We start from the raw sequence: 24,868 nt of genomic DNA on the forward strand, positions 1-24,868 counted from the left end.
TTGATGCACGCGAACATGCATCAAGACTCCAAAAATTACAATCTACCTGCTCTATATTTACGAACTAGTAAAGCAAGTGAACCTAGCAGTAACATCATGTATAAACCAAGTTGTGCTGTATCTGCAGTTTTTGAGTTTTTCTCTTTTTTCGAATCATTATTTGTAGCTTCGTTTTTCTTTTTACCATCTGCATTTCGGTTAAAATCAGGAGTTCCTACTGTTTTTACATTATCTACTTTTGGTGTAGTTACTGGGTTTTTCGGTTCATTCTTTGGCTCTTCTTTTACCGTTCCTACAGCGCCAATCTTCGTCGTATCAAATTGAATTTGTACGTCGTAGAAATGATGGTAATTCATTGAATCGATATCTACTTTTACTTTTGCATTTAATTTTGCAAATAAATCATTAGCTTCAAATTCTACGACTCTTGTATTGGCAGCCTTATCTTCACTTACTACTTTTGCATCTGCAAATCCACCATTATTTTCTGTTTGGAATTTCGTAATCCAGTCACTATTTTTCAGTGTCATTGCAACATACTTCTTACCATCTTTCACTGTTAATCTTGCTGGACTTACAACATATTGATTCATCATTGAAATTTCTTCAGTCTTATCTTTTAACACTTTAAAAGCAATATCGTACTGACCATCTTTTAAATTTTTCGGATCAACTGTTGGGTTTTCATTTAGATTATTCGTTCCATCTTGGTTGTCGTTTCCGCCTTGGTTGTCGCTTCCGATTTGATTACCATTACCATCTTGGTTAGTATCTCCACCTTGGTTACCTAAAGCTTTAATACTTCCTTTATCGAATGCAAATTGAATATCATAGAAATGATGATAATTCATTGCATCGATATCTACCTTCACTTTTGCATTTAACTTTTTCGATAAATCATCTACTTCCACTTCTACTACTCTTGTATCTTTCTCTTTATTTGTACCTAATACTTGCGCATCGACGAACGCACCATTCTTTTCAAACTCAAACTTCGTAATCCATGAGCTATTTGTTAATGTGAAGGATACATATTTCTTTCCATCTTTCACTTTTAATACACCTGGATTCTTCGTATATGTGTTCATCATTGAAATTTCTTCTGTTTTATCTTTTAACACTTTAAAACCGATACTGTATTCACCGTCTTTAAGAGCGTTTGGATCAATTGCTGTGTTATCGTCTTGGTTGTTATTTCCGCCTTGGTTGTCATTTTCGCCTTGATTGTTGTTTCCACCTTGGTTGTTGTTTCCACCTTGGTTGTCATTTTCGCCTTGGTTGTTGTTTCCACCTTGGTTGTTGTTTCCACCTTGGTTGTCATTTTCGCCTTGGTTATCGTTTCCATCTTGGTCGTTACTTCCGCCTTGATTGTTGTTTCCACCTTGGTTGTCTAACGGTTGAATACTATCGTTATCAAATGCAAATTGAATATCATAGAAATGGTGATAATTCATTGAATCAATATCTACTTTCACTTTTGCATTTAGTTTCTTAGATAAATCAGCTACTTCCACTTCTACTACACGTGTATCAGCTTTCTTATCTTCACTTAATACACTTGCATCAACAAATGAATTATTCTTTTCAAATTCGAACTTTGTAATCCATGAGCTATTCGTTAATGTGAAGGATACATATTTCTTTCCATCTTTCACTTTTAATACTCCTGGACTCTTCGTGTACGTATTCATCATTGAAATTTCTTCTGTTTTATCTTTCAATACTTTAAAACCAATATTGTATTCACCATCTTTAATGGTATCTCCGTCTGGTTGTTTGTCTCCGTCTGGTTTACCTCCGTCTGGTTGTTTGTCTTCACTTTTAATAGCTTCCAATTTGTCTTGTTCAAATACAAGTTGTACGTCATGCGTTTGTTTATAATTTCTTGATGCCATCTCAATAAATACTTTTGTATTAAGTTTTTTCGATAAATCAGCTACTTCAAACTCTACTACTCTTGTATCTTTTTCTTTATCTTCACTCACTACTTTTGCATCAACAAATGCACCATCTTTTTCCGTTTGGAAATTTTTAATTAATGAGCTACTTTTTAACGTTACAACCGCTTTTTTCTTACCATTTTCTACTTTCAATACTCCTGGATTTTCCATGTAACTATTCATTTTAGATTCTTCATCTGTTTGATCTTTTAACACTTTGAAAGGAATGCTGTACGCACCATCTTCAATTGTGTTAGAATTTGGTTGTTGATCTGGGTCAGGCTTTTGGTCGGGCTTCTGACCTGGATCCGTAGTTTCATTTGGATCTGGCTTATTAGCTGGGTCCTCTTTTTCATCTGGTTTTTCTACATGAATTGGTGTAATGCTATTTTGATCAAATGCAATACGAACATCATATTCATGATGATAGTTCAGAAAATCAATATCTACTTTTACTTTCGCATTTAATATCTTCTCTACATCTTCCACATCGAATTCTACTACTCTTGTATCTTTTTCTTTATCTTCACTAATTACATTTGTCTCAACAAGTTGACCTGCTTTGTCTGTTTCAAATTTCGTAATCCATGAACTATTTTTTAATGTAAAGGACACTTTCTTTTTCCCATCCTTCACTTTTAAAGTTCCTGGACTTACAGAGTATTCATTCATCATGGATACTTCATCCGATGCGTCTTTAAGAACTTTAAAACCGATTGAGTATTCACCGTCAGCTAATTGAGTAGCTGCTTGAACTGCAAGTGGTTGTAGTGTTGATACGAATGTAAATATCATTAAAAACATAGCAACAACAATCTTAAGATACCTGTTCAATGAAATAACGCTCCTTTTTATTTATTTACTAAACTTCACGTTACGAATTAAGAAAACACCTGAAATAAGAATTAACACCGCAAATAATCCGATACGTGCTTCATCGCCTGTTTTAGGATTATCTGTTTTTTCAGCTTTACCATTTTCATTTTTTGTATCTTTATTTGTTTCTTTGTTCGCTTCTTTTGTTGTTTCTTTATTCTCCACTTTTGTTTTCTCTTCTTTAACTTGTGTACCTGTTTTCGTTTGATCATTGTTTTTTGTTGTAGTAGCCGCGCCGTTATCTCCACCTACAGCTTTTACATTTGCATCAAAAGCAAAACGAATTGTGTAGTGGTGGTCATAGTTTGCACTTGGTACGACAACATGAATTTTTACTCCTAATGGTTTTGATAAATCATCAATTTTAAATTCAACCGTTCTTTTATCAGCAGCCTCGTCCTTGCTAACTACTTTTGCATCAACAAAATCCCCGTTTTCAGGTGCTTTAAATTCTGTAATCCAAGCACTATGATTCATCGGGATTTGCACTCTCATCTCACCATTTTTCACAATTAGCTTAGCTGGTTTTTCAAAATAATCATTTGCCATTGAAGCTGAATCATTTTCCGCTTTTTGAATGACATAGTTAATATCATACGTACCGTCAGCTAGTTGTGCTGAAACTTTCCCATATGGCATGATAAGAAAAGCTAGCATACATACGAACGTTATAATAAAAGCGGGTAATACAGAAATCTTTCTCATTTGGTTTACTTCCTCCTTGTTTATCTTTCATCCATACTTTTTTGAAAATGATAATTATTCTCATTATATTAGAAAAAAATAATAATCTTCTATCCTTATTTAATTGTAATTTGTTTATGTAATACAGATATAATTGATTATCATTCTCAATTCATGTTAAAAATAATATCCCTCTCTATTCTTTATAAAGAGCGATTCTTATTTTAACATAAGTCTCTATTTATTTTGTTGATTATCATTCTCAATGAATCTCAAAAAAAATAAAACTATCCATCTTCCTACTTGATCACCTCTATCTACAAAAATAATATTGTTATAGAAAACCTTATACCTTTCACTCCTCACTTTCCTTCCAATATTTCCACAACTAAGTCAATCTTAGCCTACTCATAATTTTTTTGTCAACTATATTACGTATAAAACTTTAAATATCTGAATTTCCTTATATGTGGCTTTTCCTACAAAAAAAGAGGCCTTCTTTCATAGAAAGCCTCTTTTCTCTATTTTTCTACAGCAACTTCTTGCTTTTGAAACAATGAAATGACATATCCAATTACAATACCTACTAGAGCAGGAACGAACCAACCAATCCCAACACTATATAATGGAATTTTATTTAAAATTGGTGTTAATGCTGCAATCTCAAGATTTGCATTGTGTAATCCATCAAAGAAGCTAATCATGAATGCTCCTACGATACCACCTACATACATGACTAAAGGAAGACGAATATAGTTTTCAACAAGTGATAATATAATTAGCACGATACCAATTGGGTAAATTGCGATTAAGATTGGTAATGCTAATGCATTTAACTGAGTTAAACCAAGATTCGCTACCATAAATGCTAATACACAGAAAATGAAAACAACTTTTTGATAAGAAAGCTTCGGTAATAAAGAGGAGAAATATTCTCCGCAAGCTGCGACAATCCCTACTGAAGTTGTTAAACATGCTGCTGAAATTGCGATTCCTAATAATAAAGTTCCGTAACTACCGAATAAATGATTTACAACGTTTGTTAAAATAATTCCTCCGTTTGCTCCCATTCCAAGAGAGACACTAGAAGCTCCAAGATAAGCAAGCGCTAAGTAAACGAGTAGTAAACCAATTGCTGCAATAAATCCTGCAAAAATTGTTACTTTTGCAATGCTATTTTTATTTGTAATACCTTTTCCTTTTAAAGCATGAATAACAACATTTCCGAAAACAAGTGCTGCAAGTCCATCTAAAGTTAAATATCCGTCAATAAAACCTTTAAAGAGCGGAGCACTATATGCTTCTGTCGGTGCACCAAATTCTCCAATCGGTGTAATAAGTGCTTTCACTACAATAATTGCAATAACAGCTAATAAAATCGGAGTTAATACTTTACCGATGCGGCCCACTAATTTTGATGGGTTTAAAGCTAAATAAAAAGTTACAGCAAAGAAAATAAATGTAAAGATAACAAGCGGGTACGATTGACCAGCTATCTCACTTGGTAAGAACGGTGCAACACTCATTTCATAGGCAACTGTTCCTGTACGCGGCACGCTTACGAATACACCTAAGCATAAATAAATTGCAGTAATAAAAACTAGTGCGAATATAGGGTGTACACGCCCTGCTAACTCATTAATATCTCCCTTAAGAGCTATAACGATAACTCCTAATAAAGGCAATCCAACTCCTGTTACGATAAAGCCAAACAACGCAATCCATACATCTGTTCCAGCGCCTTGTCCTAATGCTGGTGGAAAAATCATATTACCTGCACCGAAAAATAGTGCAAATAACATTAAACTTATTGCAAACATCTCAGAAAACTTTAAAGATGATTTCATTTCTACTAACCTCCTAAAAAAATTAACAAAATATTCTGAATCGAAATCCGTCACATATCCTCTTTCAAGCATACTTCCCCGTAAAAGAACGCAAAAAACACCCGTCCCTAACAAAGGGACGAGTGTTGAAATCGTGGTTCCACCCTTATTCTAATAAAATGAATTTATAACGAAATAAGCTCATTTTATAGCTCGTGTAAATTGATAACGGTTTTATCCGCCAAGAATTACAATGCATCATGCAGTTCACTCTTGAAGTTTAGAGGTGGTAAGTCTGTTTTTTCGTATTAGGAAGCTCACAGCCTAAGGCTTCCCTCTCTGAGAATCGTAGAAAACAACTCATGTCCTCATCATTACTTTTATAAAATATCTTGTCGAAACTTGTTGTTTTTTATTATATGGTCTATTTTTTAAAAAATCAATAGTTTTATTTTTTCTGACAAAAAATATAGGGAGAAAATTTTTCCTCCCTATAACTGCCCTATTAATATTTCTAATTCCTCAGCTGTAACGCTCCGCCATTTTCCCACTTCTAGATCATCTAGCTCTATATTCATAATGCGAACTCGCTTTAGCTTTATTACAGTAAACCCGAAAGCACGGCTCATTCTACGAATTTGTCTGTTCATTCCTTGCGTTAAAACGATGCGAAATGTAGATTGATCCACTCTCGTCACTTTACATGGCTTCGTCATTCCATCTTTAATCTTTACACCGCTGGACATCTCATCAATAAACCAATCTGTAAAAGGTTTATCAACCGTAACGATATATTCTTTCTCATGCTCATGATCACCATGTAAAATTTGATTCGCAATCGCACCGTCATTCGTTAATAAAATAAGTCCTTCTGATGCTTTATCTAATCGTCCAACAGGAAAGATACGCTCTGGATAATTAATATAATCAATAATATTATCTTCAATATGATCGGCTGCTGTACAAGTAATGCCAACTGGTTTATGAAAGGCTATATACACCTTTTCTTTCTCTTCCTTTACAATAACCTGTCCATCAATCGTTACTACATCATCATCACTTACAATTGCACCGTGCGTACATATTTCGCCGTTAATAGCCACGCGTCCAGCTTTAATAAGGCGGTCTGTTTCACGTCTTGAGCATGATTTTGCTTCGCTTATGTATTGGTTGATTTTCATGATATATCACCCTATTCCATACTCTATCAATTTTAAAAAGATCATACTCTTAATACATTATTGATTTGCAATAATGTACAAATTCTTTCTAGCCTCAATTGCTTCCTCATAGTCTGGATTAATTTCAATTGCTTTTATATAATCTTTTTCTGCTTTTGGATCATCCTTTAATTTTTCAAATGCATAACCGCGATTATAATATACCACTTCAATTTTATCTGGGTTTAACTCAATCGCTTTATTACAATCCTCAACTGCCTCTTCATACTTCTCTAACTGGTTATATGCATAACTACGATTACTGTAGGCATTTCCTTTTATACGTTTGCTATGAACATTTACTTTACTTTCAACTAATTCAATCGCTTTACTACAATCTTCAATTGCCTCTTCATATTTTCCTAGCTGATTATATGCATAACCACGATTATTATAGAAACTCGCCTTATTTCTATCTAATTCAATCGCTTTATTACAATCCTCAATTGCCTCTTCATATTTCCCTAACTGATTATATGCATAACTACGACTACTATAGGCAACTGCCTTATTTCCATCTAATTCAATCGCTTTATTACAATCCTCAATTGCTTCTTTATATTTTCCTAACTTATTATAAATATACGCGGCACGATGATTATAGAAAGTCGCCTTATTTCCATCTAATTCAATCGCCTTATTACAATCCTCAATCGCCTCCTCATACTTTTCTAATTTACTATATACGTATGCGCGATTAACATAGAAAACAGCCTTACTTCCAGCTAAATCAATCGCTTTATTGCAATCCTCAATCGCCTCTTCATATTTCCCTAACTGACTATATGCATGACCACGATGATTATAGAAAGTCGCCTTATTTTCATCTAATTCAATCGCTTTGGTATAATCCAATATCGCGTTTTCATATTCTTCTTGCCGCCTATTTATATGTCCTCGATTAATATAAGCACTCACATAATTACTATCCAGCTCAACGGCTTTAGTATACATTTCAATAGCTTTTTTAAAGTTATTATTATCAATCTTGTCATATATATATCCTTCAAAAAAATATATCCTTGCAGTTCTATTAGCTATTTGAATTTGTTGTATTAACTCTAAAGCTTGTTTAAATTTCTTTTTATTAATCAATTCCATCAACTGGTTAACTAGATTATTTATCTTCTCTTCCATCTCTTCAAAATCTGGTATTATATCTACCATTCCATCTTCAGATATAACTATAATTACACAATTATCTTTTAAATCCTCTTTATTTGCATACCTAATTGCAGAATTATAGCGAGCTCCTCTCGATGAATCCCCTTGATTTTTTTTAGTAATGCCATCTAAAATAACACCTATTGCGTAGCAATTACCCTTTATATCAAAATAGACTGCACCGTCTATACAAGTAATTCTTTCGATTATATTTTTTAACTCAGACTCATTTTTATTTAATAAATTAGTCTTATTTATCCTAATAGCCTCACTTTCTAATTTATCTATCTCTTTTTCAGCAACCTCAGAAGTTGTTAATACAACTGTAGTACCACTTTTTTGCTTCACCGCATATTTTACAATATCAACTAGTCTATCCTTTTCTTTTTCCTCTATTTCATTTTCAAATACTTTTTCAAGCTTATTTTTTAATTTAATATCAGAAAACTCATTTTCTTTAAGGTTAGGTGTTCCATATCTAATAAATAAAATTGGATGCTCATTTAAACACCATTTAACATTCTCAACATTTCCATTTTCTACATTAGTAATCACATTACGACTCATTGATATAATGCTAATTTTATATTCAAATTTCCCTATAAAGTCAATTACAAATATGGTTTTATCCTTTAGAAATTCATAATCTCTCAGCGTACCTAATCCGTAAATTTTTTCATGATCTCCAATTAAGAAAGTTTTTTTATCAGATGTCTCTAATAATTTCCTTATCCTTCTATGCTGATTAAAGCTAATCGGCTCCTCTAATCTAATATAAAAATTCACATGTTTATCTATTTCATTTTTACTAACCATTAATAATTTAGCTGAAACAGTTCCTCCCTCATAATTTAAAGTTGAAATGTAATTGAATTCATCAAATAAATCATTACGATAGACTCCTTTCATTGATGTAGGTACTGCTAATCCTGAGACATAATTCAGCAGATTCCTCATGTATTCTCTACCTTTAGATGCTATATAGTCCCCTCTATTATTTTCTTGTAATTGTTCATACTTCCCATCTCTTAAGCACTCGAATATTTTGTTCATCATAAACCTTAAAAATGAATATTTGAGAGTTTCTTTTATAAATGGATGTGCATTTTCCTTAAACAAAGATACGACACTTCGCTCAAAACCACTAAATCTTATAAAACATAAATGCTCCCCTTTACTCAGAAAATTAAAATAGTTCAATAGGTTCTCTTCATCAAAACTTTCATTATCACTTTCATCACCATGCTTTTCACTAGTAAATTCCTTATTTAATATCCTATTAATGTTATCAATATCTATCTCTTCGTATTTATCAGAAAAATCAAACTTATTGATGTGATTTTCTAAAACCTCTTGTACTCTAGGGTCTAATTCATCACTCCCCTTCATACTTGAGTCATATATTTCAACATGCGTAGATACAGTTAAATTTAATTCCTTAATATAATCGCTAATTAATGATTCTAACTGTTTTTTAAGCTCAACTACATTATTTACTGCTAATTCTGCCATGTCTCTTCTCCTAAATATTAATTTTAAATTTTTACACATATAAAACAGCAGCAACCTTAAAGATCGCTGCTGCCACTTACTTCGCAAAAACAACTAAATAAATAACCCCAATCACCAAAAATATTCCGCAACAAGCTAACAATACTTTTGCAAGTTTGTCCATAAACATATAATGGTTTCCCCTTTGTTTCGTTGTTTTCTATTTTAATTCGACAACTGTTACGCCTAGGCCTCCCTCGCCCATGTCACCGTAACGGAATGTTTTCACACCACGATGCTTCTTCAAGTAATCTTGAACACCTTGGCGAAGTGCTCCTGTTCCTTTACCGTGAATGATTGATACACGAGGATAGCTTGCAAGCTGGGCATCGTCTAAATATTTCTCGACGCGCGCCATTGCATTTTCAAATCGTTCACCACGAAGGTCAAGTTCTAATGAAACGTGATAATCTCTACCTTTTACTGTTGCAACTGCTTTTTTCTCTGTTTGTTTCGGTGTATTAATGTATTCCATATTAGATTCTTTTACTTTCATCTTCAGAATACCAATTTGTACGCTCCACTCTGTATCGCTTACTTTTTCAAGCAATTGACCTTTTTGACCGAACGTTAATACTTTTACTTCATCACCTGCGCGTAACTGTTGTTTCGGCGCAGTATTTTTCACGTTTACTTTTTGTTTCTTCACAAGCTCTGGTGCTGCGCCTTCTAGACGGCTCTTCGCTTCAATTAACTCGTGATCTTTCACGTTTGCAAGCTGTGCTTTACGCAATTGACGAAGTTCTTGAATAATGCCTTCTGCTTCTTTCTTTGCAGCTTCGACTTTTTCTTCCCCTTCTTTTTGCGCTTTTAATAATCGTTCATCACGCTCTTCGTTAAATTCAATAATTTGACGTTGTAATTCACGATGCAGTTTTTCAGATTGCTTACGAAGTGCTTCTGCTTCGTTCCAGTCACGCTCTGCATTCTTTTGACTTTCTTCTAACTTCGCAATCATATTTTCAATTTTGTTTGTATCTGTACTAATGTGATTGCGTGCTTGCTCAATGACGCGATCAGATAATCCAAGGCGTTTCGAAATTTCAAAGGCATTACTACGTCCTGGTACACCGATTAATAATTTATACGTTGGACTTAATGTATTTACATCAAACTCAACGCTCGCATTGATAACTTGCTCACGATTATATCCGTATGCTTTTAATTCTGGGTAATGCGTCGTAGCAACAACACGAGCACCGCGATTACATACTTCATCTAAAATTGAAATGGCAAGTGCAGCCCCTTCTTGCGGGTCTGTTCCAGCACCTAATTCATCGAATAAAACTAAGCTTTCAAAATCAGCTTTTTCTAAAATATCAACAATGTTCACCATATGTGAGGAGAACGTACTTAAACTTTGTTCAATCGATTGCTCATCACCGATATCAGCAAATATATTTTTAAACACACAAATCTCTGACTCATCCATTACTGGAATGTGAAGACCAGATTGTGCCATTAATACGCAAATACCAACTGTTTTCAGCGTAACTGTTTTACCACCTGTATTCGGTCCTGTAATAACAATTGTCGTAAAATCTTTCCCTAACATAATGTTATTTGGCACAATAACTTCTGGATCGATAAGCGGATGACGTGCTTGTTTTAAATCCATGTAACGCTCGTTATTTACGATTGGTTTCGTTGCTTTAATTCGCTTCGCATAGAAAGCTTTCGCAAAAATGAAGTCAAGATTTGCAACTACTTCTACGTTTGATAAAACGATATCGGCTTCTACTGCCACTTCTTCTGTTAACATTAATAAGATGCGTTCGATTTCTTGTTTTTCTTTCACACGTGCTTCTTGGAGCGCGTTATTTAACTCTACAATGACTTGCGGTTCAATAAATAACGTTTGTCCCGAAGCTGATTGATCATGAACAATACCGCCATATACGCCGCGGTATTCTTGTTTTACTGGGATTACGTAACGTTCATTACGAATCGTTACAATTGAGTCAGACAGCATCTTTTGCGCGTTTGAAGAACGCGTCATATTTTCTAACTTTTCACGAATACGGCTTTCCGCAGTACGAATTTGAGTACGAATACCACGCAGTTTATCACTTGCGCTATCGACTACTTCACCGCCATCACCGATACAATTTGTAATTTTCTTTTCTAAATCATATAAAGATACAATTTGAGCGACATGAGTTTCTAAAATCGGAAGCTCGACACCATTATCAACCATATCTTCAATGAAACGTTTCATATTGCGACTACCATACATCGTATTTGCAATATCAAGTAATTCATTTGGACTTAACATACTTCCAATTTTTGCACGCTTCACATTGGAGCGAATATCCGTAATACCACCTAATGGTGCACTGCCTTTTAAACGAATGACTTTCGCTGCTTCATCCGTTGTATCTTGCATCTCTACAATTTCTTCAAAATCAGTGCTCGGCACTAAGTTCTTCACTTTGTCACGACCAAGTGAAGATGCTGTATGTTCAAGTAATTGTTCTTTTACTTTATTATATTCTAATACACGCAACGTTCTTTCTAACATGTTGCAGGTCCCCCTTGTGTTACTTATTACGTTTAATATAGTCTAATAAACGTTCAATATCCCACGTGTTAATCACGTTATCTTTTTGAATCCAACCTTTACGTGCTGCCGCTACACCTGTTTCCATATCTTCTAACATTTCAAGTGTATGAGCATCCGTGTTAATCGCTACTTTTACACCGGCATCTTGTGCTTGTTTTAATAATTTCGCGCTTAAATCTAGACGGTTTGGATTCGCATTTAATTCTAAAACTGTATTTGTTTCTTTTGCGAGTTCGATTAATAAGTCTGTATCTACATCATAACCTTCACGGCGTCCAAGGAGACGTCCTGTCGGATGGGCAATCATTGTGACATGCTTATTCTCTAGTGCAGCACGAAGACGTTTCATAATCGTTTCACGGTCTTGTGAGAAGCTAGAGTGAATTGCTCCAATGACATAATCTAGTTCTGCTAATACTTCATCATCAAAATCAAGCGAGGCATCCGGTAAAATGTCCATTTCAATTCCGCGTAAAATTGTAATGTCTGGATACTTTTCGTTCATACGTTCAATTTCTTTCGCTTGTTCACGAAGGCGCTCTTTCGTTAAACCGTTCGCTACTTTCAAGTATTGTGAGTGATCAGTAATTGCCATAAACTTATATCCACGAGCACGGCACGCTTGTACCATCTCTTCAATAGAAAAAGCACCGTCACTCCATGTTGTATGCATATGTAAATCACCTTGTATGTCAGAGAACTGAATTAAGTTTGGATACTCTTTAATTAATTCAATTTCTTTTCCATCTTCACGAACTTCTGGCGGGATAAATGGAAGACCGAAATGAGCAAAGAATTCTTCTTCAGTCTCAAATGTTTTCACTTCCCCTGTTTCCAAGTTCTCTACACCGTACTCACTAATTTTCTCGCCTTTATCTTTTGCGATTTGACGCATTTTTACGTTATGGTCTTTGGATCCTGTGAAATGGTGAAGAGTTGTAATAAACTCTTCTGGTTTCACTAAGCGAAAATCAATTGAAATATCATATTCATATTGAAGACGAACAGAAACTTTCGTATCCCCGCTCGCAATTACTTCAATCATATTATCAAATTGTAGTAAATGCTCACGTACTGCAGCTGGTTCTGTCGTTGCAATAATAAAGTCTAAATCTTTTACTGTTTCACGAACACGGCGCAAACTACCAGCGCGAGAGAAACGAATTACCTCAGCAATATTCGACAATTTCTCCTCTATTTCCCCGGCAATAGGCAATACCATCGCGATTGGTAAACGCTCTGGACGAGATCCTACTTGATCGATTGCTTCTAATATTTTCTCTTCTGTTTTTTTGCCGAAACCAGCTAAAGCTTGTACTTTATTTTCCTCACAAACCGCTTTTAGCGATTCCATATCAACAACACCAAGTTCTTTATATAACTTAGCTACCTTTTTACCACCAAGGCCTGGCAATTTTAATAACGGTAATAAGCTACTTGGCACTTCTTGTTCAAGCTCTTGTAATACTTCAGATGTTCCCGACTCTATATATTCTTGAATAACTGCCGCTGTTCCTTTTCCAATGCCCGGAATCTTCGTGAAATCTTCAATCTCAGAAAGACTACGATCATCACTTTCTAATGCTGCTGCCGCTTTACGAAATGCAGATATTTTAAATGGATTCGCACCCTTTAGTTCCATAAAAAGCCCGATTGTCTCTAATAATTTGATAACTTGTTTTTTATTTACTTTCATCATTACCCCGCCTTTCTTTCATAGAAAAAAACTTCTCTTTCCGAAAAAAGAGAAGTTATACTCTGCTACCTGTCTGCCATAGTTCCTTCACCTTTTCAGAGAGAATCGGTGTATCGTCTACAATTATTTTGCTAATTGATGATTGTTGTAATGGTGTTTGTAATTGTTCAATCGGAAGAATGTTTCCAATGATAATTAAGACAAACAAAATAATATATACTTCTAAAAATCCGAGGAGTGCCCCCGCAAACGCATTTACTTGCTTTAAAACCGGTATTTCTGCAAACATATTTAACAAATTACCAAGTAATGAAAGTGCAATTTTTGTGATAATAAACAATATGATAAACGCAAGCGCTTGATAAAATACTGTCTCAATATTATTTGCATCAATCCATTCTGGAACAGATACATTTTTATCAAATGGATACGGAATAAATTTCGCAAGTGCTGGCGCTAAATCTTTACAGTACCAGTATGCAACAAGGTATGCGATAATAAAGCTTGTTAACTTTACAAGTTGCAGAATAAACCCTCTGCGTAAGCCGAGGAAAAATCCCATAACAAGCAGTAAAATGATAATAATATCAATCATGTTATTCCATTCCTTTTTTTGTCATACTTTCTTTCAATTTCTCATGTTCTTCTTTTAATTTTATGTAATCGTGTATGACGTTTACCGCCGTCAATACCGCTAGTCTACTCGTGTCAAGCGAAGGATTCTTGGCATTGAGTTCGCGCATTTTATCATCCACAATCGCTGCTACCATGCGGATATGACTTGTACTTTCATCGCCAACAACTGAATATTGCTGACCATAGATTTCTACATTAATTCGACTTTTCTTTCCCTTTTGTTGTGACAACTCACCGGCCTCCAATCACGTACAGAATCCTAAAGTTTATCATACCATGAACCTTCATAATATGGAAACAGAAAGAACAATCCGATATGATAAAAATAACAATATAAAAAAAGGGGTGACCATTATGTCAAATTCTATCGTAATTCAAACAAATTCTACAGTAATTGAAGACATGAAACAACAATATAAACATTCGCTTAGCCCGAAAACTCCACAAGGCGGAATCTTCATGGCAAAAGTGCCATCTTGCACAATCACAGCGTATAAATCTGGAAAAGTAATGTTCCAAGGTGGACGTGCTGAAGCAGAAGCTTCTCGTTGGCAAACTGTCTCTCAAACACCGAAAACAGCTGTAAAAAGATCTGTTGATTCACACCGTTATGCACCGCCTGCTTCCATCGGTACAATGTCGATCGTAGGGTCAGATGAAGTGGGGACTGGTGATTTCTTCGGACCGATGACAGTCGTTGCTGTATATGTGGATGCGAAGCAAATTCCACTACTAAAAGAACTTGGTGTAAAAGACTCTAAAAACTTAAATGACGAACAAATTACTGCCATTGCAAAACAACTTCTACACGTTGTTCCTTACAGCTCTCTCGTTCTTCATAACGAAAAATATAACGAGCTATTTGATAAAGGAAACAACCAAGGTAAACTAAAAGCTTTGCTACATAATAAAGCTATTACAAACTTATTAGCTAAAATGGCACCTATAAAACCTGAAGGCGTCTTAATCGACCAATTCACACAGCCTGATACATACTACAAATATTTAGCAAAACAAAAACAGGTACAACGTGAAAATGTTTACTTCGCAACGAAAGGCGAAAGCGTCCATTTAGCAGTAGCCGCCGCCTCCATTTTAGCTCGTTACTCATTCGTAAAACAATTTAACGAACTAAGCAAAAAAGCTGGTATGCCCCTTCCAAAAGGTGCTGGTAAACAAGTTGATATCGCCGCCGCTAAATTAATTCAAAAGCTTGGTAAAGAACGATTACCTGAGTTTGTGAAACTGCATTTTGCTAATACGGAAAAGGCGTTTCGCTTATTGAAAAAATAACTACTTTTTAGTATCGACATGATTTTCATGAACTAAACAAGGCGAAAAGAATTGGATTCTTTTCGCCTTGTTTCCTCTTAAATAAGTACAAATTAATTCTATTTCCCTTTCAAAAATAATACATAAATTACTACACCAAAACTATCTATTCCTTATATTCTTAAAAAGACATCTGTATTTAGAAATGCATGTAAATACAACTCTACAAATTGTTATTCTAACGTTTAAAGAAGAGCTAAAAAATCACTCTTCTGCCCATTTTTCTAACTTTCTTGTATTATCTCTTCAATAATTTCAAATATAGGTTGAAAATTATCAAAATTCACTGTATCGAACGGTTTAACCCCCTGTAATATATTCTCCGCAAATTGATTCTTGGATAATGCTATATTCTCATCCTCTTTCTCACCTACAAATACATCACAATCTCTATCTATAATACTAATTGAACTGCCACCAACTTTATTTTTAGCCTGGCAAAACTTATCTTTTTCTAAAATATGTTGCCCAGATTTACGACTAAATTCATTTCCCAAATACATTCTTTTTCCCGTTTCATCCATAAGTGTTATCTCGCTATCAAAATAATAATGTTCGATGCATATACCTGGCGTTTCTTCCCTATGCTTAGGAACCGGTAATAACAATGAATATACATTATTCCCCCATGATTTATAATCCGCTCCCTGCGAAGCAACTTCTCTATTAACATTGGATACATCTCTATCAAAAATGCAAACGATTTTATACTCATTTTGAATCTTGCTAACTTGTTTACAAAGAGCTAACAATTCCCCATGTCCCATTTGCGTTCCTTCGTAGTCTAAAAATTCAAAATCAACATCAACAAATAATTCATTTTCTTGTAGTTTTAATAAAGCTCTTTTCAGATGCTTCCAATCAGTTTTGCCCTCCGTAATAATTAGATTTTTCCTTTTCTCTCTAACTTCATCGATAGTGCTATTTATATTAAATGCTTCTTTTACTACTTGTTCTGACGTCCAAGAGAAGAACTTCCCTTCAGCGGGTAGGTATACATCTCCATTTTCATCTTTTTTTAAAATGACAATTTTATCGTCTATTCTATCATTATTATGAATAATAAAAGGAGAATGTGTTACAAAAAAGAGTTGAGAAGTCTGTTCTCCATCTTCATTTATAAAAAGCCTCTTGAAATAGTTAACTATTTTCATTTGCCAATCAGGATGTAAACTAAGCTCTGGTTCATCTATTAAAGCGATAATGCCTTGGCTACTTTTTTGATCCTTTAATAAAAAACTACCTCTAAAGACAATTTGTTTCTCACCAGAACTTAGTTTCTCAATCGGCATTTCTTTATCATATTCCTTAAAGTAAACTTTCTTATTCCCATTTTCGTTCCTAACACCAGAATATCTCTTTGCAGGAAAAATATAATTAAAAGCATTCATAAATCTTTTCATTCTAACTTGCTTTACTTCGTCTATCGGTACTGCATTGGGGTGCTCAACCACCCAATCACTCAGTTCAGAATCATCTAAAGTCTTGATATCAACTAGTAACTGGGTTATTTCAGTAGCAATATTACTAGTCGATTTTATACTCCCTTTAGCCTCCAAATCAATATCCCCTGCTGTAACTGCATTAATACTCTCTGGGGTATAATTCACCTCAGTTGTTGAATATATACCTTTAAGAACCTGTCCCAACTCATCATTTCGATAGTAATAACTGCCCCTTAACGATTGTTCTGAAGCATCATCCTCTTCATCCTTATAGAACCAGAATTCATTGTTATTAAAATTATAATAATCTATAGTAATCCTAACTTCGTTATTTTTTATACCATTCTGCAGTGATGATTCGTATAGAGGTACACTCTGCAAAAAAGCAACCTCTGCATCTGTCAACTCTATAGTAAATTGACGAATTTCCTTATTATGATCTATTTCTAAAGCGCAAAAATCATAAATAATTTCTAGCAAAGTTGTTTTCCCTGTACCATTTTCTCCAGCGATAATAACATTATTAATTATTCTCCCTGATTCATCAGTAAATTCCAGTTCAATATCCCCCAGAATTGGGTTATTTTCCAATTTTATTTTCTTAATTTTCATATTTCCCCCACCTTTTATCCAATATGTGCCTTATATATACACGATCTACTCAAGCAAAAAATAAACTCTTAAAATATAAAAACAGAACCTGCGAATATACTAAATATCAAAGGTATATCATATCGAAATCACTTTATAAAAATCCAATAATATATTTTTATAAAAAAGCGAGAGCAGTTGCTCTCGCTTTTTTCATATTTTAGAATTCAGAAGAACCTGGAGTTCTTGGGAATGGAATTACGTCACGGATGTTAGCCATGCCAGTGATGTACATTAGGAAGCGCTCGAAACCTAGACCGAATCCAGCGTGTTTTGTACCGCCGTATTTTCTAAGTTCTAAGTACCACCAGTAGTCCTCTTCTTTCATGCCTAATTCTTTAATTCTGTCTACTAAAACGTCCATTCTTTCTTCACGTTGACTTCCGCCGATTAATTCACCGATGCCAGGAACTAGAAGGTCAGTAGCAGCTACTGTTTTACCGTCATCATTTAAGCGCATGTAGAATGCTTTAATGTCTTTCGGATAGTCAGTTACGAATACAGGGCGTTTGAAGATTTCTTCTGATAAGTATCTTTCATGCTCTGTTTGTAAGTCAATACCCCATTCTACTGGGTATTTGAAGTCAGCACCTGATTCTTGAAGTACTTTAATTGCTTCTGTATAAGTGATGCGACCGAAGTCAGAGTTAATTACGTTGTTCATACGCTCTAGAACTGTTTTATCAACGAAGCTGTTGAAGAATTCCATTTCTTCTGGTGCATGCTCTAATACGTATTTCATTGCATATTTCAGCATATCTTCTGTAAGGTTCATTACGTCACCTAGTTCAGCGAATGCAATCTCAGGCTCAACCATCCAGAACTCAGCAGCGTGGCGAGTTGTGTTTGAGTTTTCTGCACGGAATGTAGGTCCGAATGTGTATACATCACGGAATGCTAATGCATAAGCTTCAGCGTTCAGCTGTCCACTTACTGTTAAGTTTGTTTCTTTGCCGAAGAAGTCTTTTGATTCATCAACTTGTCCGTCTTCGCCTTTTGGTACGTTGTTTAAATCTTGCGTTGTTACGCGGAACATTTCGCCCGCACCTTCTGTATCACTACCAGTAATGATTGGTGTGTGAACATGTACGAATCCACGCTCTTGGAAGAATTGGTGAATCGCAAATGCTGCGATAGAACGTACGCGGAACGTTGCAGAGAATGCATTTGTTCTTGGACGTAAGTGAGCAATTGTACGTAAGTATTCAAACGTATGACGTTTCTTTTGAAGTGGGTAATCAGAATCTGATAAGCCCTCAATATCAATTTTTTCTGCTTTAATTTCAAATGGTTGTTTCGCTCCAGGCGTTACAATTACTTTACCTTCTACTTTAACTGAAGAGCTAAGTGGAAGCTTTGCAATTTCTTTGAAGTTATCTAATTCTGTATCGAAAACGATTTGAACGCTTTTGAAAAAGCTACCGTCGTTTAATTCGATGAAACCAAATGCTTTTGAATCACGTAAGTTACGAATCCACCCTGATACTTGTACTGTTTGACCTGCGTATTTATCTGTGTCTCTATACAGACTTTTTACTAATGTGTTTTCCATAGTGAAATTCTCCTTTGCTGATATATTTAAATACAAAAAAACCTTTCATCCATAAAGGGACGAAAGGTTAAACTTCGCGGTACCACCCAATTTGTCATAAAGACCAACTTTAACTCGTATGTAATACATACTTCCCGGTTTGTAACAGGCCGGATTCCCGTCTAAGTCTACTCTTGAATACAAGATTCAATTTCGGTTAGCAACTCCAAGGTGTTCTTCACATATACCGCCTCATCAGGCTCTCACCGTCCCTGACTCGCTTTGGATTATAGTATATACTACTTTTCCTTATCATCGTCTTTCATTTTGTTAAACTAAAATTAATGTACTACATTCGAGAGAAAGATGCAAGATGTCGGAAAATATATCAGCGATTTTTGTAATATATCGATCGTAACTCCAAATATATCAGCGATTTTTATAATATATCGATCGTAACTCCAAATATATCGGCGATTTTTGTAATATATCGACCGTAACTCCAAATATATCGGCGATTTTTGTAATATATCGACTTACCGACATTTTCCGACAACCAATCCACTAAAAAAATTGCCGGAATAAATCCGGCAATTTCTTATTATTTACGTAACTCCGCACCAAATTTCTCTTCTACCGCTGTTAACACGCGGTTATGTGCTTCTGTTACTTCTTCGTCTGTTAACGTACGCTCTGCATCGAAGTAGTTCATAGAGAATGCAAGTGATTTCTTGCCTTCTTCCATTTTTTCACCTTCGTATAAGTCAAATAGTGTTACGTCTTTCAGAAGTTCTCCACCAGCTTCAGCAATAACTTGCTTCATTTCGCCAGCTTTTGTTTCTTTCGTTACGACAACAGCCATGTCACGTGTCATAGATGGGAAACGTGGAATTGCTGAGTAGTAAGTTTCTTCAGTGTCTGCACCGAATACTTTTACAAGAGATAGTTCGAATACGAATGTATTTTTCACATCTAATTGTTTTTCTGCTTCTGGGTGCAATTGACCGATGAAACCAATTACTTCGCCTTCTAATACGATGTCAGCTGTACGACCTGGGTGCATACCTTCACGTTTTGCTGGTGCATATGTGATTTGGTTTGAAACGCCAAGTACGTCAAATAGACCTTCTAGTACACCTTTCACAACGAAGAAGTCTACTACTTTTTTCTCACCTTGCCATGCATGGTGAAGAGCAAGCCCTGTCATAACACCTGCAAGATGTTGTTCTTCTTTCGGAAGTTCTCCTTCTTCTGTCGGTAAGAAGATAGAACCTACTTCGTATAAAGCAACGCTATCGTTTTTACGAGCGACATTGTATGAAACTGCTTCTAACAATTGTGGCACTAAGCTTAAACGAAGTTGGCTACGTTCTTCACTCATTGGAAGCGCAAGAGCTACAGGCGCTTTTTCGTTTGGCTCCACCATATATTGTTTCGCTTTGTCAGCGCTTGTTAATGAATACGTAATTGCTTCATATAAACCAGCACCTTCTAAGAAGCGACGTACTTTACGACGTTTCGTTTGCGCTGCTGTTAATTTACCACGAGTCATTGTTCCAGAAGGTAATGTAACTGGAATGTGGTCATAACCGTATAGACGGCCCACTTCTTCTACTAAGTCTTCTGAAATTGTAATATCAGGACGACGTGCTGGTACATTCACGTGGAATGTTCCTTCTACTTCTGTGAATGGGAATTTCAAGTTTGTGAATATTGTACCCATTTCACTCGCAGAAATATTTGTGCCTAATACTCGGTTTACTTTTTCAGCAGTAACAGATACTGTACGCTCCTGTACTTGTAAGTTGTCAGCTTCTACTACTCCTTCAAGTGCTTCACCGCCAGCGTATTTTGCCATTAAAGCAGCTGCATGTTGAATTGCTTCAAATGTACGTGTTGGGTCGATTCCTTTTTCGAAACGTGCACTTGATTCACTGCGAAGACCTAAGTCTTTTGATGTACGGCGCACTGTTTGACCTGCAAAGTATGCAGACTCAATTAGAACGTTTACTGTTTCATTTGTAACTTCTGAATCCGCTCCGCCCATTACACCAGCAACTGCTAACGCTTTTGTGCCGTTTGTAATAACAAGGTGGTGGCTTTGTAACGTACGTTCTTGATCATCTAACGTTTCAATTTTTTCGCCTTCTTTTGCAAGACGAACAACGATTTCTTTTGAACCTAATTTATCGTAATCGAATGCATGTAACGGTTGACCGTATTCCATTAGAATGTAGTTTGTAATATCAACTACGTTGCTAATCGGACGAATGCCAGCTGCCATAAGGCGAGTTTGCATCCACATTGGTGATGGACCAATTTTTACGTTCTTCACCATTTTTGCAATGTATAATGGATTTTCTTCTTTCGCTTCTACACTTACAGAAATGTAATCGGCAGTTTTTTCTGCTGTTTCTTGTAAGTCGATAGCTGGAAGTTTTACTTCACGGCCGTAAATAGCAGCTACTTCATATGCAACACCTAACATGTTTAAGCAATCTGCACGGTTTGGTGTTAAACCAAGCTCAAGTACTTCATCATGTAAGTTTAAAATTTCAAGTGCATCTGCACCAACTTCAGCGTCACTTGGGAAGATGAAGATACCATCTGCGTATTCTTTTGAAACTAACTTTCCATCAATGCCAAGCTCTTGAAGAGCACAAACCATACCGTGAGAAGCTTCACCACGTAGTTTTGCTTTTTTAATTTTGAAATTACCAGGAAGTACAGCGCCAACTTTTGCAACTGGTACTTTTAAACCTTTTGCAATGTTAGCAGCACCACAAATAATTTGAACTGGTTCTTCTTCGCCGATGTCAATTAAGCATTTGCTTAACTTATCAGCTTCTGGGTGTTTTTCACATTCTAATACGTGACCAACTACAACACCTTTTACACCTTTATTTAATACTTCAACACCTTCTACTTCAATACCACTTTTCGTGATTTTGTCTGCTAGTTCTTGTGCCGTTACATCTTTAATATCTACATACTCTTGTAACCAACGATATGATACGAACATACTTATCCTCTCCTTCCCTTACGCTCGTTTGAATTGTTGTAAGAAACGTACATCATTTGTATAGAAATGACGAATGTCATCTACGCCGTATTTCAACATTGCGATACGCTCTGCGCCCATACCGAATGCGAAACCTTGATATTCTTTTGAATCATAACCAGCCATTTCAAGTACGTTCGGGTGAACCATACCTGCGCCTAAAATTTCAATCCAACCAGTTCCTTTACAAGTGCCGCAACCTTTGCCATGACACATCATACAAGAAATGTCCATCTCTACAGATGGCTCTGTGAATGGGAAGAAACTTGGACGAAGACGGATTTCACGATCTTCACCGAACATCTTTTTCACGAATACTTGCAGTGTACCTTTTAAGTCACTCATACGAATATTTTTATCAATTACAAGACCTTCAATTTGCATGAACTGGTGTGAATGCGTCGCATCATCGTCATCACGGCGATACACTTTACCAGGACAAATAATTTTAATTGGGCCTTTTTCTTTATTATTTTCCATCGTACGTGCTTGCACAGAAGATGTATGTGTACGTAGTAACGTTTCTTCTGTAATGTAGAATGTATCTTGCATATCACGCGCTGGGTGATCTTTCGGTAAGTTTAATGCTTCGAAGTTGTAGTAGTCTTTTTCTACTTCTGTTCCTTCCGCTACTTCATAACCCATACCGATGAATACATCTTCAATTTGTTCAACAACAGCTGTTAACGGATGGTGACAACCTGTTTCAACAGGACGACCTGGCAATGTAACATCAATTGTTTCAGTTGCTAATTTCGCTTCAATTACTGCTTTTTCTAAGTTGCTGATTTTGTCGTCTAGACGCGTTTGAATCGCTTCACGTACTTCATTTACTAATGCTCCCATACGTGGACGCTCTTCTGCTGATAATTTTCCCATGCCGCGTAATACTTCTGTAATTGGACCTTTTTTTCCTAAATACGCTACGCGTACGTCGTTTAAGCCTTTTAGCTCTTTCGCTTCTTCAATAAGCTCTAACGCTTTTTGCTTTAGCTCTTTTAAACGTGCTTCCATTTGGAACCCTCCTAATTTTAAAAATAAAAAAACCTCGCTCCCAAAAAGGGACGAGGTAAATTCGCGGTACCACCCTAAATTGACAGAACATGTCTGCCCACTCATTAGTTATAACGATCAATTCTGACCGGAACGCCTTTACATATACATGGTCCTGGCGTCAACTCCAGAGGTGAATTCACTTCCGTCTACCATAAGAATGCTTTCAGTCTACGGCATTCTCTCCCTATATGGCGATTTTGTAAGCTACTCTTCTCTATCAACGTTTTTCGTTATTTAACTTTTAATATAATGTACTTCAACTTATTATAAGAAGTTTTTTATTTGTTCGCAACCGGGCTTTGCAAATAATACGTTAAAATTCCTGCTGCAACTGCAACATTTAATGATTCTGCCCCGCCGTAAATCGGAATATACAAGTTTCGATCCGTTTTTGCAAGAATTTCTTGGCGTACGCCGTTTCCTTCATTTCCTACAATTAATGCAAAGCTACCAGCTGGTGTTACTTCCCCGTACGGAACTCCATTTTCAAGAGCTGTTCCATATACAGGAACGTTATTTTCTTTTAGCTTGTCTACCCATTCTTCTAAGTTCCCTTTTACAATTGGTAAGTGAAAAATAGAACCTTGTGTAGAACGGAGTACTTTACTATTATAAACATCAACACAACCTTCTCCAAGCACAACGGCATGAATACCAGCTGCATCAGCTGTACGAATAATTGTCCCTAAGTTACCTGGGTCTTGCAGGCCATCTAATAAAAGAAACTTCCCATCAGCAAGAGCTACTTCCTTCTCATGCTTTTCACAAACAGCAAATACACCTTGCGTCGTTTCTGTTTCACGAAGTACTTTTACGATTGCTTCCGGTACGATATACATTTCTACATCATTAACTGTCCAATCTTTCGGAAGGTCTGTCTGATCTGAAACGATAAGTTCTGTTACAACTCCTGCTTTTAAAGCTTCCTCCACTAAATGGAATCCTTCTACAAAAAATAAACCTTTTTTATCGCGCTCTTTCTTCGTTTGCAGCTTTTTCCACTGCTTCACACGCGGATTTTGTACTGAATCAATGTTTTTCATAATATGTATTTCCCTCTCTTCTTGTCTTATCATTATAGCCTATTTTTCATACATATTTACATAAAAAAGAACAAAAACTAACGTCAGTTTCAATTCTGAAGAAGAGGTGAAAACAATGAGTTTTAATTTACGCGGTGCTGTATTAGCAAATGTATCTGGTAATACACAAGATCAATTACAAGAAACAATTGTCGATGCAATTCAAAGCGGTGAAGAGAAAATGCTCCCAGGTCTTGGTGTCTTATTCGAAGTCATTTGGAAAAACGCTGATGAAAATGAAAAGCATGAAATGTTAGAAACACTAGAGCAAGGATTAAAAAAATAAGCAATTTAAAAATCACCTTTGCATAAGCTAAGGTGATTTTTTTGCGGAATTTTTTTTCTTCTCCTAAACATTTCTACTTTACTAACCAACTATGATGGAGTACAATGTTCAAAATACATTTAAACCGATCGATTTTCTTTATAGACACCATTAGATAAAGTGAAACTTTAATTAGTGGGGAGCGGTGTTCATCCCCACTAATTATTAGTTGAACCAATCGGGCTTTTACGGGCAGTTGATTCCCCACCTAACTTCCTCGTATTCGCCG

The 24,868-nt window shown here is 35.7% G+C and carries 16 protein-coding genes and 3 other annotated features; of the genes, 2 read left to right on the top strand and 14 right to left on the bottom strand.

The annotated features are described in order from the left end of the window. Positions 1-35: 35 nt before the first annotated feature. The 9 genes from PDQ40_RS13595 to zapA form a co-directional block, all read right to left on the bottom strand. Positions 36-2,744 carry an NEAT domain-containing protein gene (locus PDQ40_RS13595; protein ID WP_270691466.1) on the bottom strand — a complete coding sequence of 903 codons (2,709 nt, stop codon included), beginning with the start codon at positions 2,742-2,744 and terminating at the stop codon, positions 36-38. Between the two features lie 51 nt (positions 2,745-2,795). Further along, complete coding sequence (gene isdC / locus PDQ40_RS13600) at positions 2,796-3,521, bottom strand: heme uptake protein IsdC (protein ID WP_061535690.1); 726 nt, start codon at positions 3,519-3,521, stop codon at positions 2,796-2,798. A gap of 500 nt (positions 3,522-4,021) precedes the next feature. Then, positions 4,022-5,347, bottom strand: coding sequence for a branched-chain amino acid transport system II carrier protein BrnQ6 (brnQ6, locus tag PDQ40_RS13605; RefSeq protein WP_000842644.1), 1,326 nt, complete (start codon positions 5,345-5,347; stop codon positions 4,022-4,024). A gap of 111 nt (positions 5,348-5,458) precedes the next feature. Then, positions 5,459-5,710: a binding site (T-box leader), on the bottom strand. A 107-nt stretch (positions 5,711-5,817) separates the two neighbouring features. Continuing rightward, positions 5,818-6,507 carry a 23S rRNA pseudouridine(2604) synthase RluF gene (locus PDQ40_RS13610; RefSeq protein WP_000700721.1) on the bottom strand — a complete coding sequence of 230 codons (690 nt, stop codon included), beginning with the start codon at positions 6,505-6,507 and terminating at the stop codon, positions 5,818-5,820. A 57-nt stretch (positions 6,508-6,564) separates the two neighbouring features. Next, positions 6,565-9,222: a tetratricopeptide repeat protein gene (locus PDQ40_RS13615; RefSeq protein WP_270691455.1), complete on the bottom strand. Its 2,658-nt coding sequence runs from the start codon at positions 9,220-9,222 to the stop codon at positions 6,565-6,567. Between the two features lie 199 nt (positions 9,223-9,421). Then, on the bottom strand, positions 9,422-11,782 hold the full coding sequence (locus PDQ40_RS13620; protein WP_071742023.1) for an endonuclease MutS2: 2,361 nt from the start codon (positions 11,780-11,782) through the stop codon (positions 9,422-9,424). 19 nt (positions 11,783-11,801) lie between these two features. Further along, positions 11,802-13,520, bottom strand: coding sequence for a DNA polymerase/3'-5' exonuclease PolX (gene polX, locus PDQ40_RS13625; RefSeq protein WP_000867555.1), 1,719 nt, complete (start codon positions 13,518-13,520; stop codon positions 11,802-11,804). 55 nt (positions 13,521-13,575) lie between these two features. Continuing rightward, a complete protein-coding gene (locus PDQ40_RS13630) occupies positions 13,576-14,115 on the bottom strand; it encodes a CvpA family protein (protein WP_000565413.1) in 540 nt (179 codons plus the stop codon). A gap of 1 nt (position 14,116) precedes the next feature. Beyond that, positions 14,117-14,386 (bottom strand): cell division protein ZapA, encoded by a 270-nt coding sequence (gene zapA, locus PDQ40_RS13635; protein ID WP_000082701.1) that lies wholly within the window; start codon positions 14,384-14,386, stop codon positions 14,117-14,119. A 124-nt stretch (positions 14,387-14,510) separates the two neighbouring features. Between zapA and rnhC the strand changes: the two genes are divergently transcribed. Then, positions 14,511-15,449, top strand: a complete 939-nt coding sequence (rnhC, locus tag PDQ40_RS13640; RefSeq protein ID WP_270691456.1) for a ribonuclease HIII — start codon at positions 14,511-14,513, stop codon at positions 15,447-15,449. 263 nt (positions 15,450-15,712) lie between these two features. On the opposite strand, the gene PDQ40_RS13645 is transcribed toward rnhC, so the two are convergent. The 5 genes from PDQ40_RS13645 to PDQ40_RS13665 all read right to left on the bottom strand — a co-directional run bounded on the left by PDQ40_RS13645 (position 15,713) and on the right by PDQ40_RS13665 (position 24,308). Then, positions 15,713-17,545 carry an AAA family ATPase gene (locus PDQ40_RS13645; RefSeq protein ID WP_000694259.1) on the bottom strand — a complete coding sequence of 611 codons (1,833 nt, stop codon included), beginning with the start codon at positions 17,543-17,545 and terminating at the stop codon, positions 15,713-15,715. 199 nt (positions 17,546-17,744) lie between these two features. Beyond that, entirely contained in the window at positions 17,745-19,136 is a 1,392-nt protein-coding gene (asnS, locus tag PDQ40_RS13650) for an asparagine--tRNA ligase (protein ID WP_000432166.1), read from the bottom strand. A gap of 52 nt (positions 19,137-19,188) precedes the next feature. Further along, positions 19,189-19,440: a binding site (T-box leader), on the bottom strand. 276 nt (positions 19,441-19,716) lie between these two features. Beyond that, the gene (gene pheT / locus PDQ40_RS13655) at positions 19,717-22,137 is read right to left on the bottom strand and encodes a phenylalanine--tRNA ligase subunit beta (RefSeq protein WP_076875244.1); all 2,421 of its coding nucleotides are present in this window, start codon (positions 22,135-22,137) and stop codon (positions 19,717-19,719) included. Positions 22,138-22,155: 18 nt separating this feature from the next. Continuing rightward, the gene (pheS, locus tag PDQ40_RS13660; protein ID WP_000388219.1) at positions 22,156-23,190 is read right to left on the bottom strand and encodes a phenylalanine--tRNA ligase subunit alpha; all 1,035 of its coding nucleotides are present in this window, start codon (positions 23,188-23,190) and stop codon (positions 22,156-22,158) included. A 43-nt stretch (positions 23,191-23,233) separates the two neighbouring features. Then, positions 23,234-23,462 (bottom strand) — a binding site (T-box leader). Between the two features lie 48 nt (positions 23,463-23,510). Beyond that, positions 23,511-24,308 carry a TrmH family RNA methyltransferase gene (locus PDQ40_RS13665; protein ID WP_001993769.1) on the bottom strand — a complete coding sequence of 266 codons (798 nt, stop codon included), beginning with the start codon at positions 24,306-24,308 and terminating at the stop codon, positions 23,511-23,513. 82 nt (positions 24,309-24,390) lie between these two features. Between PDQ40_RS13665 and sspI the strand changes: the two genes are divergently transcribed. Continuing rightward, on the top strand, positions 24,391-24,600 hold the full coding sequence (sspI, locus tag PDQ40_RS13670; RefSeq protein ID WP_000009513.1) for a small acid-soluble spore protein SspI: 210 nt from the start codon (positions 24,391-24,393) through the stop codon (positions 24,598-24,600). The last annotated feature ends 268 nt before the right edge of the window (positions 24,601-24,868 follow it).

The sequence above is a fragment of the Bacillus cereus group sp. Bc061 genome (genome assembly GCF_027715825.1).
In the GTDB taxonomy this organism is placed as follows: domain Bacteria; phylum Bacillota; class Bacilli; order Bacillales; family Bacillaceae_G; genus Bacillus_A; species Bacillus_A paranthracis.